A 16031-nucleotide genomic window follows, 5' to 3' on the forward strand; every position below is an offset into this window, starting at 1 on the left:
GCTCAGGCACCAGGCCGCCAGACGAACGGAGCCGCACCCCATGGGCGAGCAGCAGCACGTGAAGTTCCCGCAGGAGGTCATCGACGAGTACGCCGCACTCGGCGTGGACCTCCCCGCGCTGTTCTCCGCAGGACACCTCGGGGCCCGGATGGGCGTGGCGATCGTGGAGGCGTCGGCGGACCGCGTCGTCGGAACGATGCCGGTCGAGGGGAACACCCAGCCGTACGGGCTGCTGCACGGCGGGGCGTCCGCCGTCCTCGCCGAGACCCTCGGGTCCGTGGGCGCGATGCTGCACGGCGGCAGCTCCAAGATCGCCGTGGGCGTCGACCTCAACTGCACCCACCACCGGGGCGTGCGGTCGGGACTCGTCACCGGCGTCGCCACGCCCGTGCACCGGGGCCGGTCCACGGCGACGTACGAGATCGTGATCAGCGACGAGCAGGGCCGGCGGGTGTGCACCGCGCGGCTGACCTGCCTGCTCCGGGACGCGACGGCCGCCGACGGCGCCCAGGTGCGCGCCGCGGGATGACAGCTCCGCCGCCACGCCGGGTGCCGCCCGCTCCCCGGGCACCCGGCACCCGGCACCCGGCACCCGGCACCGCCGCGAGCCCGGTTCCCGCGCCCGCACACCCCCCACCACGCACGCATCCCGGGAAAGCCCGCCGAACCCCCGTAGAGATTCCCTTTTCCGACTGATCCGGCCTGCCCCGAATGCGGACTTGCCCTTTATCGTGGTAACGCTGCGTAACACGGGCGCAATGCAGCGCCACACGTCCATCCCCGGCCGCACCCACTCCGCAGGGCATTTCCCGCTCCTTCGGCGCCCCCGTCGGCCCACATCCGCACGACCGGGCCCACGGCCAAGCGGAAGTGCGGGTTCTCAGCATGCGGACCAACCGGAATTCCCGCCAAAACGGTGGAGAGCCCCCTATGCCGCAGCCCGCTCTCCATCACGTCATAACAAGAAAGTCACAAGCCCGCCCACGGCGATGCCCAGCCCTACAAACCGGGCTTAGAGTCACGGCCAGTCACCGCTCCATCGGGAGTTCGGTACCAGCGCGGCACCAGCCGCCCCCACCGAGGTGGCAGTGCCTGCGGAAAGGACTGATTGTGCGACGTTCCATGGTGATACTTACCTCCGTCCTCGCGACTGGAGCTCTGACGCTCACCGCCTGCGGCTCCCGTGACGACAATGGCGGCGGCGACACCGGCGACAACGGGGACACCACCACCCTGACCATCGGCGTCAGCGCCCCCTTGTCCGGCGAGAACTCGACCACCGGTCTCGGCATCCAGTACGGCGCCCAGATCGCCGTCGACGACGCCAACAAGAACAAGCTCGTTCCCGGCGTGACGTTCAAGCTCAAGGCCCTGGACGACAAGGCGCAGCCCGCCACCGGCCAGCAGAACGCCACCGCCATCACCGCCGACAAGACCGCCGTCGGCGCCGTCGGCCCGCTGAACTCCGGCGTCGCCCAGACGATGCAGCAGGTCTTCGCCTCCGCCGACATGGCCCAGATCTCCCCCGCGAACACCGCGCCCGAGCTGACCCAGGGCAAGAACTGGCAGACGGACAAGAAGCGGCCGTTCAAGACGTACTTCCGCACCGCCACCACCGACGAACTGCAGGGCAGCTTCGCCGCCCAGTACGCCTTCAACGACCTGAAGAAGAAGAAGGCCTTCGTCGTCGACGACAAGCAGACCTACGGCGCCGGCCTCGCCAAGATCTTCAACGAGCAGTTCAAGAAGCTCGGCGGCCAGGTCGTCCAGACCGACCACGTCAACACCGGCGCCAAGGACTTCGGCTCCCTCGTCACCAAGATCAAGAACTCCGGCGCCGACCTGCTCTACTACGGCGGCCAGTACGACGAGTCCTCCCTGCTCACCAAGCAGCTCAAGGACGCCGGCGTCAAGATCCCGCTCTTCGGCGGCGACGGCATGTTCGCCTCCACCTACATCGAGACCGCCGGCGCCTCCGCCGAAGGCGACCTCGTCACCGCCATCGGCGTCCCCGCCGACACCCTGCCCGCCGCCAAGACCTTCATCGAGACCTACAAGGCCAAGGGCTACAAGGGTGACTACGGCGCCTACGGTGCCTACGCCTACGACGCCACCACCGCCATCATCAAGTCCGTGAAGGCCGCCGTCGACGCCAACGACGGCAAGGTCCCCAGCGACATCAACGCCCTGCGCACCAGCGTCGTCGACGGAGTCCAGAAGTCCGACTTCGAAGGCCTCACCGGCAAGGTCTCCTTCGACCAGTACGGCGACACCACCAACAAGCAGCTGACCGTCTACCAGGTCGAGAAGGGCGCCTGGAAGGCCGTCGACACCGGCACCGCCGACCTCGGCTGACCCGGAACCTCAGCACATCCCACACGGGCCGCGCGGAAGGAGGATCCCGACCGCGCGGCCCGTTCCCACACCCGGACTTCCGCACACCAGTGCACCCCAGACCCTGCACACCACCAGTGCACACGACCACCAGCGACATGGAGGCCACGCGGTGAACACCCTGCCGCAGCAGCTGGCCAACGGGCTGCTCCTCGGCTCGATGTACGGGCTCATCGCCATCGGCTACACGATGGTGTACGGCATCGTCCAGCTCATCAACTTCGCGCACGGCGAGATCTTCATGACCGGGGCCTTCGGCGCCCTCACGGTCTACTTCTACATCCTCCCCGACGGCACGGCGATGGCCATCGCCGTGCCCCTGATGCTGATAGGCGGCGCCATCGTCGCCATCCTCATCGCCGTCGGAGCGGAGCGATTCGCCTACCGGCCACTGCGCGGAGCACCACGGCTAGCGCCACTGATCACCGCCATCGGCCTCTCCCTGGCCCTCCAGGAAGTCGTCCGCAACTTCTACCCCGACGCCGACCGCGCCCGCGCCTTCCCCGGCCTCGACACCCTCCACGAATTCGGCTCCGTCACCATCAAGGACGCCGACATCTTCCTCATCGTCGCCGCGATCGTGTGCATGTCCTCCCTCGCGTACTTCGTCCGCAAGAGCCGCACCGGCCGCGCCATGCAGGCCACCGCGCAGGACCCGGACACCGCCCAGCTCATGGGCATCGACACCAACCGCATCATCGTCATCGCCTTCGCCATCGGCGGCTTCTTCGCCGCCGTGGCCGCCGTGGCGTACGGCATGAAGTACGGCAGCGTCGACTACCGCATGGGCTTCCTCATGGGCCTCAAGGCGTTCACCGCCGCCGTCCTCGGCGGCATCGGCAACATCTACGGCGCCATGCTCGGCGGCCTCGTCCTCGGCATCGCCGAAACCCTCGCGTCCGCCTACATCGACGGAGTCCCCGGCATGCAGCAGCTCGGCGGCCAGGGCTGGGCCGACGTCTGGGCCTTCTGCCTCCTCATTCTCGTCCTCCTCGTCAGGCCACAAGGCCTGCTCGGCGAACGCGTCGCGGACAGGGCGTGATGACATGACCGAGACCACGAACCCCACCCCCTCGGCCGTGGACACCACCCCCGAGACCCGCGGCCTGGTGCCCCTGCCCATCGCCGCAGCCCGCGCACTCCTCCTCGCCGGCGGCATCGCCACCGCCGCCTCCACCTTCCTCGCGTGGACCTGGACCTCCGAATTCCCCGGCGACCTCACCGTCACCGGCTACCCCGGCGGCCTGCAATGGCTCACCTTCACCGCCGGCGTCCTCACCACCCTCTTCGCCCTCGCCGCCTACGGCGTCCGCGGCCTCGGCTGGCTCATCCCCGCCCGCAACAACGCGCCGCTCGTCCTCAGCGCCCTCGCGGGCTTCGGCGTCACCTGGTACACCGTCCTCGCGATCAGCACCGAACTCGGCGGCCTCGCCAACCTCGAACCCGGCGCCTGGGTCGCCGCCGTCGCCTCGCTCATCCCCCTCCTCGGCGCCCTCGCGCTCCCCGAGAAGGCCACCGGCGACACCAAGGAACACCTCAAGGCCTACATCACCAAGGCCGAACGGATCCCCGCCCCCCAGGACATCTCCCCCTGGCTCGAGCGCGCGATCATCACCATCGTCACGATCATCGGCCTCGGCGTCTTCACCTACGGCATCGACACCGAGTACGGCGAACTCTTCATCGGCTACCTCATCGTCGTCATCTTCTCCCTCTGGGCCCTGCACACCGCAGGCGTCCTCGACCGCTTCTCCCGCCTCGTCGCCCACAACCGCAGCTTCACGCTCGCCATGGGCTTCGCCGCCGCGATCGCGTTCCCCTTCACCCAGAGCGACGACCACTACGCCAACATCGGCGTCAACATCCTCATCTTCGGAACCGTCGCCCTCGGCCTCAACATCGTCGTCGGCCTCGCCGGACTCCTCGACCTCGGATACGTCGCCTTCCTCGGCGTCGGCGCCTACACGGCCGCCCTCGTCTCCGGCTCCGAGTTCTCCACCTTCTCCGGCGTCCAGTTCCCCTTCTGGGCCGCCGCCCTCACCGGCGCCGCCGCCAGCCTCGTCTTCGGCGTCCTCATCGGCGCCCCCACCCTGCGCCTGCGCGGCGACTACCTCGCCATCGTCACCCTCGGCTTCGGAGAGATCTTCCGCATCGCCGTCAACAACATGGACGGCGAATCCGGCCCCGACATCACCAACGGCCCCAACGGCATCCCCTCCATCCCGGACCTCAGCTTCTTCGGCTTCAACCTCGGCCAGTCCCACGACATCGCCGGCTTCACCCTCGGCCGATTCGCCAACTACTACCTGCTGATGGTCCTCATCATGGCCATCGTCGTCCTCGTCTACACCCGCGCCGCCGACTCCCGCATCGGCCGCTCCTGGATCGCCATCCGCGAGGACGAGACCGCCGCCACCGCCATGGGCATCAACGGCTTCCGCGTCAAACTCATCGCCTTCGCCCTCGGCGCCACCCTCGCCGGCCTCGCCGGCACCGTCAGCGCCCACGTCACCTACAGCGTCGTCCCCACCCCCTACCAGTTCGCGGGATCCACACCCCCCAACTCGGCGTTCCTGCTCGCCGCCGTCGTCCTCGGCGGCATGGGCACCGTCGCCGGCCCCATCCTCGGCGCCGCACTCCTCTACCTGCTGCCCGAGAAACTGGTCTTCCTCCAGGACAAGTCGCTGCTCGCGTTCGGCATCGCCCTCATCCTGCTGATGCGCTTCCGCCCCGAAGGCATCATCGCCAACCGCCGCCGCCAGCTCGAATTCCACGAGACCGGCCAACTCGACGTACCAGAACAGACGACGCTCACCGACACACCGGGGACCGTCACCAAGGCGGGGGCGTGACCACCATGACCACACCTGTACTCGAAGCACGCGACGTCACCATGCGCTTCGGCGGCCTCACCGCCGTCCGCTCCGTCGACTTCACCGTCAACGAAGGCGAGATCGTCGGCCTCATCGGCCCCAACGGCGCCGGCAAGACCACCTTCTTCAACTGCCTCACCGGCCTCTACATCCCCACCGAAGGCACCGTCTCCTACAAGGGCACCGTCCTGCCGCCCAAACCACACCTGGTCACCCAGGCAGGCATCGCCCGCACCTTCCAGAACATCCGCCTGTTCGCCAACATGACGGTCCTGGAAAACGTCCTCGTAGGACGCCACACCCGCACCAAAGAAGGCCTCTGGTCCGCCCTCCTGCGCGGCCCCGGCTTCAAGAAGGCCGAAAAGGCCAGCGAAGAACGCGCCATGGAACTCCTGGAGTTCATCGGCCTCGCCCACAAGCGCGACCACCTCGCCCGCAACCTCCCCTACGGCGAACAGCGCAAGCTCGAAATCGCCCGGGCCATGGCCAGCGAACCCGGCATCCTGCTCCTCGACGAGCCCACCGCCGGCATGAACCCCCAGGAAACCCGCGCCGCCGAAGAACTCGTCTTCGCCATCCGCGACCAGGGCATCGCCGTCCTCGTCATCGAGCACGACATGCGGTTCATCTTCAACCTCTGCGACCGCGTCGCCGTCCTCGTCCAGGGCGAGAAGCTCGTCGAAGGCACCTCCGACGTCGTCCAGGCCGACGAACGCGTCATCGCCGCCTACCTCGGCGAACCGTTCGAGGGCGAACCCGGAGAGGCCGAAGCCGCGGAAGTCACCGCCGCCGAAGCCGCCGCCGAGACGCCCAGCACCACCAGCACCAAGGGAGAAGCCCAGTGACCGCACTCCTCGAAGTCGAGGACCTCCGGGTCTCCTACGGCAAGATCGAAGCCGTCAAAGGCATCTCCTTCAGCGTCGAGGCCGGCCAGGTCGTCACCCTCATCGGCACCAACGGCGCCGGCAAGACGACCACCCTGCGCACCCTCTCCGGTCTGCTGAAGCCCACCAGCGGAAAGATCATCTTCGACGGCAAGCCCCTCACCGGCATCGCCGCCCACAAGATCGTCGCCCTCGGCCTCGCCCACTCCCCCGAAGGCCGGCACATCTTCCCCCGCCTCACCATCGCGGAGAACCTCCAGCTCGGCGCCTTCCTCCGCAAGGACAAGGAAGGCATCGACAAGGACATCCAGCGCGCCTACGACCTCTTCCCCATCCTCGGAGAACGCCGCAAGCAAGCCGCCGGAACCCTCTCCGGCGGCGAACAGCAGATGCTCGCCATGGGCCGCGCACTCATGTCCCAGCCCAAACTGCTCATGCTCGACGAGCCCTCCATGGGCCTCTCCCCGATCATGATGCAGAAGATCATGGCGACCATCTCCGAGCTGAAGTCCCAGGGCACCACCATCCTCCTGGTCGAACAGAACGCCCAGGCGGCACTCTCCCTGGCCGACCAGGGACACGTCATGGAAGTCGGCAACATCGTCCTGTCCGGCAGCGGACAGAACCTGCTGCACGACGAGTCCGTCCGCAAGGCGTACCTGGGCGAGGACTAGAGCACCCCACCCGTACGCGAGCACGACAAAGGCCCGCTCCCCGACGCGTCAGCGCAGGGAGCGGGCCTTCGTCGTACGGACCTAAGGGCGCCCGGGAGCAGAGGGCGCGCTCAGCCCTTGCTCCCCTTCTTCTCGTCGGCGTCCGCGATGACCGCCTCCGCGACCTGCTGCATCGACATCCGACGGTCCATCGACGTCTTCTGGATCCACCGGAACGCGGCCGGCTCGGTCAGCCCGTACTCCGTCTGGAGAATGGACTTCGCCCGGTCCACCAGCTTCCGCGTCTCCAGCCGCTGGGACAGGTCAGCGACCTCGTTCTCCAGCTCCCGCAGCTCCGTGAACCGCGAGACGGCCATCTCGATGGCCGGAACGACATCACTCTTGCTGAACGGCTTCACCAGATACGCCATCGCACCGGCGTCCCGCGCCCGCTCGACCAGGTCCCGCTGCGAGAAGGCCGTCAGCATCAGCACCGGGGCGATGCGCTCCTCGGCGATCTTCTCGGCCGCGGAGATACCGTCCAGCTTCGGCATCTTCACGTCCAGGATGACCAGGTCCGGCTTGTGCTCACGGGCCAGCTCCACGGCCGCCTCACCGTCACCGGCCTCGCCGACGACGCTGTAGCCCTCCTCCTCCAGCATCTCTTTGAGGTCGAGCCGGATCAAGGCCTCGTCCTCGGCGATGACGACACGGGTCGTCAGCGGAGGCACGTGCGACGTGTCGTCGTCGGGCGCGTCTACGGGCTGGGGCGACTCGGGGGCGGTCACGGGGGCTCCTTGGTACGGGCCGGGCAGGTACTGCTGCCTACGCAGCCTACCTAGAGGCAAGGACCTGAGGTGACCCGGTACACTTCCCGACAGCTGAACAGCTTGCCCGGTTGGAGGAACTGGTCAGACTCGCGGTGCTCAAACCACCGTGCCTTAGGGCATGTGGGTTCGAATCCCACACCGGGCACCTCAAGGAAGAAGCGGATGCTCACGTTCTCGTGAACATCCGCTTTTTGCTGCGTGCCGTCACGATCAGTGACACAGAGTTTCCGCATGAACTTTCACGGCACTGAGGTTCGACAGAAGGCACTCACACTGCTGCGCAACGGCACGAAGAACGCGGATGTCGCCCGGGAACTCAACGTCCCGCTGGGAACAGTCGGCTACTGGAAGCACCTGGACCGAGCGAAACGCGGCGAGTGTCCAGGCAAGCACGACCCCAAGTGTCCCCGATGCGACGGACGAGACCTCGACGAGCCCGCGTACAGCTACCTACTGGGCCTCTACCTCGGTGACGGCCACATCAGTCACTACTCCGAACACCGAGTGCCCAACCTCATGATCACCTGCGCCGATTCATGGCCCGGCCTGATGGACGACTGCGAACAAGCGATGCGCGCAGTCTTCCCCGACAATTCCGTCTGCCGCGTCCGCAGGACCGGGTGCAGCAACGTGAAGGTCTATTCGAAGCACCCGCATTGCCTGTTCCCGCAACACGGCCCCGGCAAGAAGCACGACCGCACCATCGCTCTCGAGCCCTGGCAGCAAGCCATCGTCGACGCCCACCCGTGGGAATTCATCCGCGGCCTCATCCACTCGGACGGCTGCCGCATCACCAACTGGACCACTCGCCTCGTCGCCGGCGAGCGCAAGCGCTACGAACACCCCAGGTACTTCTTCACCAACGTGTCCAACGACATCCGCCAGCTCTACACCGACACCCTCGACAAACTCGGCGTCGAGTGGACGCACTGCACCAGGAACGGCAACCCGTTCAACATCTCCGTCGCCCGCAAAGCCTCCGTCGCCCTCATGGACACCCACGTGGGTCCCAAACACTGACCCCGGTCGGGCTACTTGTCGTCCTCCCCGATGTGGTGCACCCGCACCAGGTTGGTCGAGCCTGAGACGCCGGGCGGCGAGCCGGCGGTGATGACGACCGTGTCGCCCTTCTCGCAGCGGCCGTACTTCAGCAGCAGTTCGTCCACCTGGGCGACCATCGCGTCGGTCGAGTCGGCGTGGGGGCCGAGGAAGGTCTCGACCCCCCAGGTGAGGCTGAGCTGGGAGCGGGTGGCCGGTTCGGGGGTGAAGGCGAGGAGCGGGATCGGGGAGCGGTAGCGCGACAGGCGGCGGACCGTGTCGCCGGACTGGGTGAAGGCGACCAGGAACCTGGCGCCGAGGAAGTCGCCCATCTCCGCGGCCGCTCGGGCGACGGCGCCGCCCTGGGTGCGGGGCTTGTTGTGTTCCGTCAGGGGTGGCAGGCCCTTGGCGAGGATGTCCTCCTCGGCCGCTTCGACGATCTTCGCCATCGTGCGGACCGTCTCCACAGGGTGCTTTCCGACGCTGGTCTCGCCGGAGAGCATGACGGCGTCGGTGCCGTCGATGACGGCGTTGGCGACGTCGCTCGCCTCCGCCCTGGTCGGGCGGGAGTTCTCGATCATGGAGTCGAGCATCTGGGTGGCGACGATGACCGGCTTGGCGTTGCGTCTGGCGAGTTTGACGGCGCGCTTCTGGACGAGGGGGACTTGTTCGAGGGGCATTTCGACGCCGAGGTCGCCGCGGGCGACCATGATGCCGTCGAAGGCGTCGACGATGGCGTCGATGGCGTCGACGGCCTGGGGCTTCTCGATCTTGGCGATGACGGGGAGGCGGCGGCCTTCCTCGTCCATGATGCGGTGGACGTCCTGGATGTCGTGGCCGCTGCGGACGAAGGAGAGGGCGATGATGTCGAAGCCCGCGTGCAGGGCCCAGCGGAGGTCGGCTTCGTCCTTGTCGGAGAGTGCGGGGACGGACACCGCGACTCCGGGGAGGTTGAGGCCTTTGTGGTCGGAGACCATGCCGCCTTCGATGACGGTGGTGTGGACGCGGGGGCCGTCGATCCCGGTGACCTGGAGGCTGACTTTGCCGTCGTCGACGAGGATGCGTTCGCCGGGGGTGACGTCGGTGGCGAGGCCGGCGTGGGTGGTGCCGCAGGTGTGGCGGTCTCCTTCGGTGCCTTCTTCGACGGTGAGGGTGAAGGGGTCGCCGCGTTCGAGGAGTACGGGGCCTTCGGTGAAGCGGCCGAGGCGGATCTTCGGGCCTTGGAGGTCGGCGAGGATGCCGACGCTGTGGCCGGTCTCGTCGGAGGCCTTGCGTACGCGGTGGTAGCGCTCCTCGTGCTCGGCGTGGGTGCCGTGGCTGAGGTTGAGGCGGGCGACGTCCATTCCGGCGTGGACCAGGGCTTTGATCTGGTCGTACGAGTCGGTTGCGGGGCCCAGGGTGCAGACGATTTTCGCTCGGCGCATGAGGCGACCCTAGGGCTTACCGGTGGGTAGGGAGTTCGGTGGGCGTGGCGGCTCGACCGTCTTCGGGTGAAGCGTTGTCGTCGAGGCTTGAAGGTGGCCGAGGGTGCTCAGACGGGCGTTCGATGGTCGTGTTCCTGTGCGGTCGCGGCTGGTGGTGACTCGTGTGGCGGTCCTGGCTGAGCGGTCACAGCTGTGGGGGTGCCATCGTGAAGCGGGCGTTGACGTGGGCGTGGACGCGTTGGCGTTGGGGTTCGAGGTCGAGGGGGGCGGCTGTGGTCTCCTCGGCGGCGTGGGTCATGGAGCGCATGCGGCCGATGGGTGCGGCGGGGCGGGTGGGTGGGGTGTTCTCGGCGCCGATGTCGGCGAGTTCGACGAGGGCGGCGAGGGTGGTGCCGAGTGCTTCGGCGTATTCCCGGGCGCGTTGGACGGCTTCGCGTACCGCTTGTTGGCGGGCTTCCCGGTGGGCGGGTGAGTCGGGGCGCAGGGCCCACCGGGGGCCGTCGACGCGGGTGAGGTCGAGGTCGGCGAGGCGGGTGGTGAGTTCGCCCAGGGCGGTGAAGTCGGTCAGTTCGGCGGTGAGGTGGACGCGGCCGTGGTAGGCGTGGACGCGTTCGCCGCGGCCTTCCTTGAGTTGGGGGGTGATGGAGAAGGCGCCGGTTTCGAGTCGTTCGACTGCTTCGCCGTAGGTTCTGATGAGGTCGAGGGCGGTGGTGTTGCGGCGGGTGAGGTCGTCGAGGGCGGCGCGGCGGTCTTTGCCGCGGGAGGCGATGGTGACGGTGATGCGGGCGATCTCGGGGTCGACTTCGAGGTGGGCTTCGCCGCGGACGGCGATGCGGGGGGCGTCGGGGGTGCCGTAGGGGACGGCGGGGCGGGTGTCATCGGTGGGTGGGGTGGTCATGCGTTCCACTCTGTCAGGTGGTTCGCGCTCCTGGTCCTTTGTCGGTCATCAGATCGAAACCTGTGGGGTCTGTTCCGGCCGGGCGTGTACGGGTCAGAATCTACGCGCGTCATTGATCCGTCCCGAGGAGTTCGAGCCATGCCGTTGAATCGCCGGAAGTTCCTGAAGAAGTCCGCCGTGACCGGGGCGGGGGTGGCGCTGGCGGGTGCGGTGGCGACTCCTGCGGCGCAGGCCGCGGAGGCGAAGAAGGGGCCGAGGCCGTCGAAGCGGTACGCGCTGACGGTGATGGGGACGACCGACCTGCACGGTCATGTCTTCAACTGGGACTACTTCAAGGACGCGGAGTACACCGACACGCAGGGCAACGCGCAGGGTCTGGCGCGGGTGTCGACGCTGGTGAACCAGGTCCGAAAGGAGAAGGGCCGGGGGAACACGCTGTTGCTGGACGCCGGGGACACGATTCAGGGCACTCCGCTGACGTATTACTACGCGAAGGTGGATCCGATCACCGCCAAGGGTGGTCCGGTGCATCCGATGGCGGCGGCGATGAACGCGATCGGGTATGACGCGGTGGCGCTCGGCAACCACGAGTTCAACTACGGCATCGAGACGCTGCGGAAGTTCGAGGAGCAGTGTGATTTCCCGCTGCTGGGTGCGAACGCGCTGGACGCGAAGACGCTGAAGCCGGCTTTTCCGCCGTATTTCATCAGGAAGTTCCCGGTGAAGGGTGCGCCGCCGGTGACGGTGGCGGTTCTCGGACTCACCAACCCGGGTATCGCGATCTGGGACAAGGCGTACGTGCAGGGCAGGCTCACGTTCCCGGGGCTGGAGGAGCAGGCGGCGAAGTGGGTGCCGAAGCTGCGGTCGATGGGTGCGGACGTGGTGGTCGTGTCGGCGCATTCCGGGTCGTCGGGTACGTCGTCGTACGGTGATCAGCTGCCGTACGTGGAGAACTCGGCGGCGTTGGTGGCGCAGCAGGTGCCGGGGATCGACGCGATTCTCGTCGGGCACGCGCATGTGGAGATTCCGGAGCTGCTGGTCACGAACGAGAAGTCCGGGAAGACGGTGGTGTTGTCGGAGCCGTTGGCGTATGCGGAGCGGCTGTCGTTGTTCGACTTCGAGCTGGAGTTCGTGAAGGGGCGCTGGCGGGTCGAGTCGGTGAAGGCGTCGGTGCGGAACTCGAACACGGTCGCCGACGATCCGCGGATCACGAGGCTGCTGAAGGACGATCATGATGTCGTCGTGGCGTATGTGAACCAGGTGGTCGGTACGGCGACGGAGACGTTGACGACGGTGGAGGCGCGGTACAAGGACGCGCCGATCATCGATCTGATCACCAGGGTCCAGGAGGACGTGGTCAGGGCGGCGCTGGCGGGGACCGAGTTCGCGTCGCTGCCGGTGATCGCGCAGGCGTCGCCGTTCTCGCGGACGTCGGCGATTCCGGCCGGGGAGGTGACGATCCGGGATCTGTCGAGTCTGTATGTGTACGACAACACGCTGGTCGCGAAGGTGATGACGGGGGCGCAGCTGCGGGCGTACCTGGAGTACTCGGCGCAGTATTTCGCGCAGACGGCGGCGGACACGGTGGTCGACGTGGCGAAGCTGACGAATGCGGGTGGGCGTCCGGACTACAACTACGACTATGTGTCGGGGGCGTCGTACGAGATCGACATCGCGCGGCCGGCGGGTGCGCGGATCAGGAATCTGTCGTACGACGGTGTCGCGTTGGATGACGCGCGGCAGTTCGTGCTGGCGGTGAACAACTACCGGGCGAACGGTGGTGGCGCGTTCCCGCATGTGGCGTCGGCGCGGGAGGTGTGGTCGGAGTCGACGGAGATCCGGACGCGGATCGCGGAGTGGGTGACGGCGAAGGGTGTGCTGGATCCGAAGGACTTCGCGTCGGTGAGCTGGACGTTGACGCGGGACGGTACCCCGGTGTTCTAGGGGTTCGGTGGGTGACGTCTACGGCGTCGGCGCTCGTTGGGGCGCCGGCGCCGTTTGCGCGGGGGACGTCGGTGTGTGGGCCGTGGGTGTGTGGGGCCGTCGCCGGCGTTGAGCTTTCCGAGTCGTGGCCCGATTTGTCAGCGCTCCATCCGTTTTTCTCACCTTCTGTCGACGAGTGGGGTCAGGGTTCGGGGGGCTTGGCGGGCCGGGGGGACGTGGGGGTGGGGTTCGAGTCCGAAGGTGGTGAAGGCGGTTCGGGTGGGCAGCGGGTAGGGGGCGTGGTCGGTGAGGGTGTTGAGGATGGTGGCGCTGCGCCAGGCGGCGAGGCCGAGGTCGGGGGTGCCGACGCCGTGGGAGTGGCGTGCGGCGTTCTGGACGTACACCGAGCCGGTGACGGAGGGGTCGAGGACGAGGCGGAACTGTTCGTCGACGCGGGGGCGTTCGCTGCTGTCGCGGCGCAGGTAGGGGTCGAGGCCGGCGAGGACGCGGTCGAGGGGGCGTTCGCGGTAGCCGGTGGCGAGGACGACGGCGTCGGTGGTGAGGCGGGAGCGGGTGTTCTGCTGGATGTGTTCGAGGTGGAGTTCGACTTTGGTGGTGGCGATGCGGCCGGCGGTGCGGACGCGGACGCCGGGGGTGAGGACGGCGTCGGGCCAGCCGCCGTGCAGGCTGCGGCGGTAGAGCTCGTCGTGGATGGCGGCGATGGTGGTGGCCTCGATGCCTTTGTGGAGTTGCCACTGGGCGGTGACGAGGCGGTCGCGGACGCCTTCGGGGAGGGCGTGGAAGTAGCGGGTGTAGTCGGGGGTGAAGTGTTCGAGGCCGAGCTTGGAGTACTCCATGGGGGCGAAGGCCTCGGTGCGGCCGAGCCAGTGGAGTCGCTCGTGGCCGGCGGGGCGGTGGCGGAGCAGGTCGAGGAAGATCTCGGCGCCGGACTGTCCTGAGCCGATGACGGTGACGTGGCCGGCGGTGAGCAGTGTGTCGCGGTGGTCGAGGTAGTCGGCGGCGTGGACGACGGGTACGGCGGGGGTGTCGACGAGGGGTGTGAGGGGTTCGGGGACGTAGGGCTCGGTGCCGATGCCGAGGACGACGTTCCTGGTGTGGGTGCGGCCGAGGGCTTCGGCTTCTCCGTCGGTGTCGAGCTGGGTGAAGTCGACTTCGAAGAGGTCGCGTTCGGAGTTCCAGCGGACGGCGTCGACCTGGTGGCCGAAGCGCAGGGTGGGGAGGTGGTCGCTGACCCAGCGGCAGTAGGCGTCGTATTCGGCGCGCTGGATGTGGAAGTGCTCGGCGAAGTAGAAGGGGAAGAGGCGTTCGCGGGCTTTGAGGTAGTTGAGGAAGGTCCAGGGGCTGGTGGGGTCGGCGAGGGTGACCAGGTCGGCGAGGAAGGGGACCTGGATGGTGGCGCCGTCGATGAGCAGGCCGGGGTGCCAGTCGAAGGTGGGGTGTTGTTCGTAGAAGACGGTGTGGAGGTCGGTGAGGGGGTGGGCGAGGGCGGCGAGGGAGAGGTTGAGGGGGCCGATGCCGATGCCGACGAGGTCGTGGGGTCGGTCGGGTTCGTGGTGTGGGGGGTGGTTCATCGGGGGGTGGTTCCTTCCACGAGTCTCAGGAGGTCGGCGAGGTCGTCGGGGCGGGTGTGGGGGTTGAGGAGGGTTGCCTTGAGCCAGAGCCGGCCGTCGAGGCGGGCGCGGCCGAGGACGGCGTGGCCTTGGGTGAGGAGGTGTCGGCGTACGGCGGCGACGGTGTCGTCGGTGGCGTCGGCGGGCCGGAACAGGACGGTGCTGAGGGTGGGCCGATCGTAGAGCTCGTAGCGGGGGTGGGCGTGGACGAGGGCGGCGAGGTGTTGTGCCAGGTCGCAGACCTGGTCGACGAGGGCGGCGAGGCCGGTGCGGCCGAGGGCCTTGAGGGTGACGGCGATCTTGAGGATGTCGGGGCGGCGGCTGGTGCGGGGGTTGCGGCCGAGGAGGTCGGGCAGGCCGGCTTCGGTGTCGTCGTCGGCGTTGAGGTAGTCGGTGTGCTGGTGCAGGGCGGTGAGGTCATGGGGGTCGGTGACGGTGAGGAGGCCGGCGGCGATGGGCTGCCAGCCGAGTTTGTGCAGGTCGAGGGTGACGGTGTCGGCAGCTTCGAGTCCGGTGAGGCGGTGTCGGTGGCGGTCGCTGAGGAGGAGTCCTCCGCCGTAGGCGGCGTCGATGTGGAGGCGGGCGCCGTGGGCGGCGCACAGGGCGGCGATCTCGGGCAGCGGGTCGATGAGTCCGGCGTCGGTGGTGCCCGCGGTGGCGGCGACGAGGAGGGGGCCGGACAGGGTGGTGAGGGCGTCGTCGAGGGCGGCGGGGTCGAGGGTGCCGGCGGGGGCGGGTACGACGACGGGGTCGGGCAGTCCGAGCAGCCAGGCGGCGCGGGGCAGTGAGTGGTGGGCGTTGGCGGCGTGGACGAGGCGGACGGTTCCGCCGTGCCGTTCGCGGGCCAGGAGGAGGGCGAGCTGGTTGGATTCGGTGCCGCCGGTGGTGACGAGTGCGTCGGTGGCGTCGGCCTCGCGGGCGAGTGCCCGGGTCACCAGTGTCTCCAGTGCGGAGGCGGCCGGGGCCTGGTCCCAGGAGTCGAGGGAGGGGTTGAGGACGCCGGCGGCGAGGTCGGCGGCGGTGGCGAGGGCGAGGGGCGGGCAGTGCAGGTGGGCGGCGCAGTGGGGGTGGGCGGGGTCGGCGGAGCCCTCGGCGAGGGCGGTGATGAGGCGGCGTAGGGCGTCCGGGTCGCCCTCGTCGGGCAGGACGTCGCCGACCGCGTCCCGTACGCGTGCGGCGACCGCTTCCGGGCCGCCCGGCGGGAGCGGTCCGCCGCGGGCCCGGGTCCCGTCGCGCAGCGCGTCGAGGACGGTGTGGAGCAGGGGTCGCAGGGCGTGGGGGCCGTCGGGTCCTGAGGCGAGCGGCGGCATGCTCATCGGTGTCCTCCGGGACGCTGCTGGGGACGCGTGATGTCAGCGTGTACGCGGTCGCGTGGGCGTGCCCGGAAGGTTCAACGATCGGAACCCGGAAGGGGGTACGTGCGCTGGTGGGGAGGCTTCGGCGACGAGGGATGCGGCCGGGACGGGGGTGGGGAGAGGCCGAT

Annotated in this window: 13 protein-coding genes and 1 tRNA gene; 9 read left to right on the forward strand and 5 right to left on the reverse strand. The window is 68.5% G+C overall.

Annotation, left to right across the window (positions count from 1 at the left end):
• Window positions 1–40 precede the first annotated feature (40 nt).
• The 6 genes from QQS16_RS12780 to QQS16_RS12805 all read left to right on the forward strand — a co-directional run bounded on the left by QQS16_RS12780 (window position 41) and on the right by QQS16_RS12805 (window position 6825).
• A complete protein-coding gene (locus QQS16_RS12780; protein WP_286061755.1) occupies window positions 41–529 on the forward strand; it encodes a hotdog fold thioesterase in 489 nt (162 codons plus the stop codon).
• Window positions 530–1122: 593 nt separating this feature from the next.
• Window positions 1123–2355, forward strand: coding sequence for a branched-chain amino acid ABC transporter substrate-binding protein (locus QQS16_RS12785; protein ID WP_286061756.1), 1233 nt, complete (start codon window positions 1123–1125; stop codon window positions 2353–2355).
• A gap of 151 nt (window positions 2356–2506) precedes the next feature.
• Entirely contained in the window at window positions 2507–3436 is a 930-nt protein-coding gene (locus QQS16_RS12790; protein ID WP_286061757.1) for a branched-chain amino acid ABC transporter permease, read from the forward strand.
• 4 nt (window positions 3437–3440) lie between these two features.
• On the forward strand, window positions 3441–5246 hold the full coding sequence (locus QQS16_RS12795; protein WP_286061758.1) for a branched-chain amino acid ABC transporter permease: 1806 nt from the start codon (window positions 3441–3443) through the stop codon (window positions 5244–5246).
• Between the two features lie 5 nt (window positions 5247–5251).
• Complete coding sequence (locus QQS16_RS12800) at window positions 5252–6112, forward strand: ABC transporter ATP-binding protein (RefSeq protein WP_286066305.1); 861 nt, start codon at window positions 5252–5254, stop codon at window positions 6110–6112.
• Entirely contained in the window at window positions 6109–6825 is a 717-nt protein-coding gene (locus tag QQS16_RS12805; RefSeq protein ID WP_286061759.1) for an ABC transporter ATP-binding protein, read from the forward strand. The genes QQS16_RS12800 and QQS16_RS12805 overlap by 4 nt, the downstream gene beginning before the upstream one ends.
• A 110-nt stretch (window positions 6826–6935) precedes the next feature.
• Here QQS16_RS12805 and QQS16_RS12810 read toward each other — a convergent pair whose 3' ends face one another.
• Window positions 6936–7592: an ANTAR domain-containing response regulator gene (locus QQS16_RS12810; RefSeq protein ID WP_286061761.1), complete on the reverse strand. Its 657-nt coding sequence runs from the start codon at window positions 7590–7592 to the stop codon at window positions 6936–6938.
• A gap of 104 nt (window positions 7593–7696) precedes the next feature.
• Here QQS16_RS12810 and QQS16_RS12815 point away from each other — a divergent pair.
• Window positions 7697–7779, forward strand: a tRNA-Leu gene (locus tag QQS16_RS12815).
• Window positions 7780–7865: 86 nt separating this feature from the next.
• A complete protein-coding gene (locus QQS16_RS12820) occupies window positions 7866–8654 on the forward strand; it encodes a helix-turn-helix domain-containing protein (protein WP_286061762.1) in 789 nt (262 codons plus the stop codon).
• An 11-nt stretch (window positions 8655–8665) separates the two neighbouring features.
• Here the strand turns inward: QQS16_RS12820 and pyk are convergent, their stop codons facing one another.
• Both pyk and QQS16_RS12830 read right to left on the reverse strand, forming a co-directional pair.
• Complete coding sequence (gene pyk, locus QQS16_RS12825; protein ID WP_286061763.1) at window positions 8666–10096, reverse strand: pyruvate kinase; 1431 nt, start codon at window positions 10094–10096, stop codon at window positions 8666–8668.
• Between the two features lie 184 nt (window positions 10097–10280).
• Window positions 10281–10994 (reverse strand): SIMPL domain-containing protein, encoded by a 714-nt coding sequence (locus QQS16_RS12830; protein ID WP_286061764.1) that lies wholly within the window; start codon window positions 10992–10994, stop codon window positions 10281–10283.
• 138 nt (window positions 10995–11132) lie between these two features.
• Between QQS16_RS12830 and QQS16_RS12835 the strand changes: the two genes are divergently transcribed.
• On the forward strand, window positions 11133–12938 hold the full coding sequence (locus tag QQS16_RS12835) for a bifunctional metallophosphatase/5'-nucleotidase (protein WP_286061765.1): 1806 nt from the start codon (window positions 11133–11135) through the stop codon (window positions 12936–12938).
• A 158-nt stretch (window positions 12939–13096) separates the two neighbouring features.
• On the opposite strand, the gene QQS16_RS12840 is transcribed toward QQS16_RS12835, so the two are convergent.
• On the reverse strand, window positions 13097–14509 hold the full coding sequence (locus QQS16_RS12840) for a lysine N(6)-hydroxylase/L-ornithine N(5)-oxygenase family protein (protein WP_286061766.1): 1413 nt from the start codon (window positions 14507–14509) through the stop codon (window positions 13097–13099).
• Entirely contained in the window at window positions 14506–15864 is a 1359-nt protein-coding gene (locus QQS16_RS12845) for a pyridoxal phosphate-dependent decarboxylase family protein (RefSeq protein ID WP_286061767.1), read from the reverse strand. The genes QQS16_RS12840 and QQS16_RS12845 overlap by 4 nt, the downstream gene beginning before the upstream one ends.
• Window positions 15865–16031: the final 167 nt, after the last annotated feature.

Source organism: Streptomyces sp. ALI-76-A (assembly GCF_030287445.1).
GTDB lineage: Bacteria > Actinomycetota > Actinomycetes > Streptomycetales > Streptomycetaceae > Streptomyces.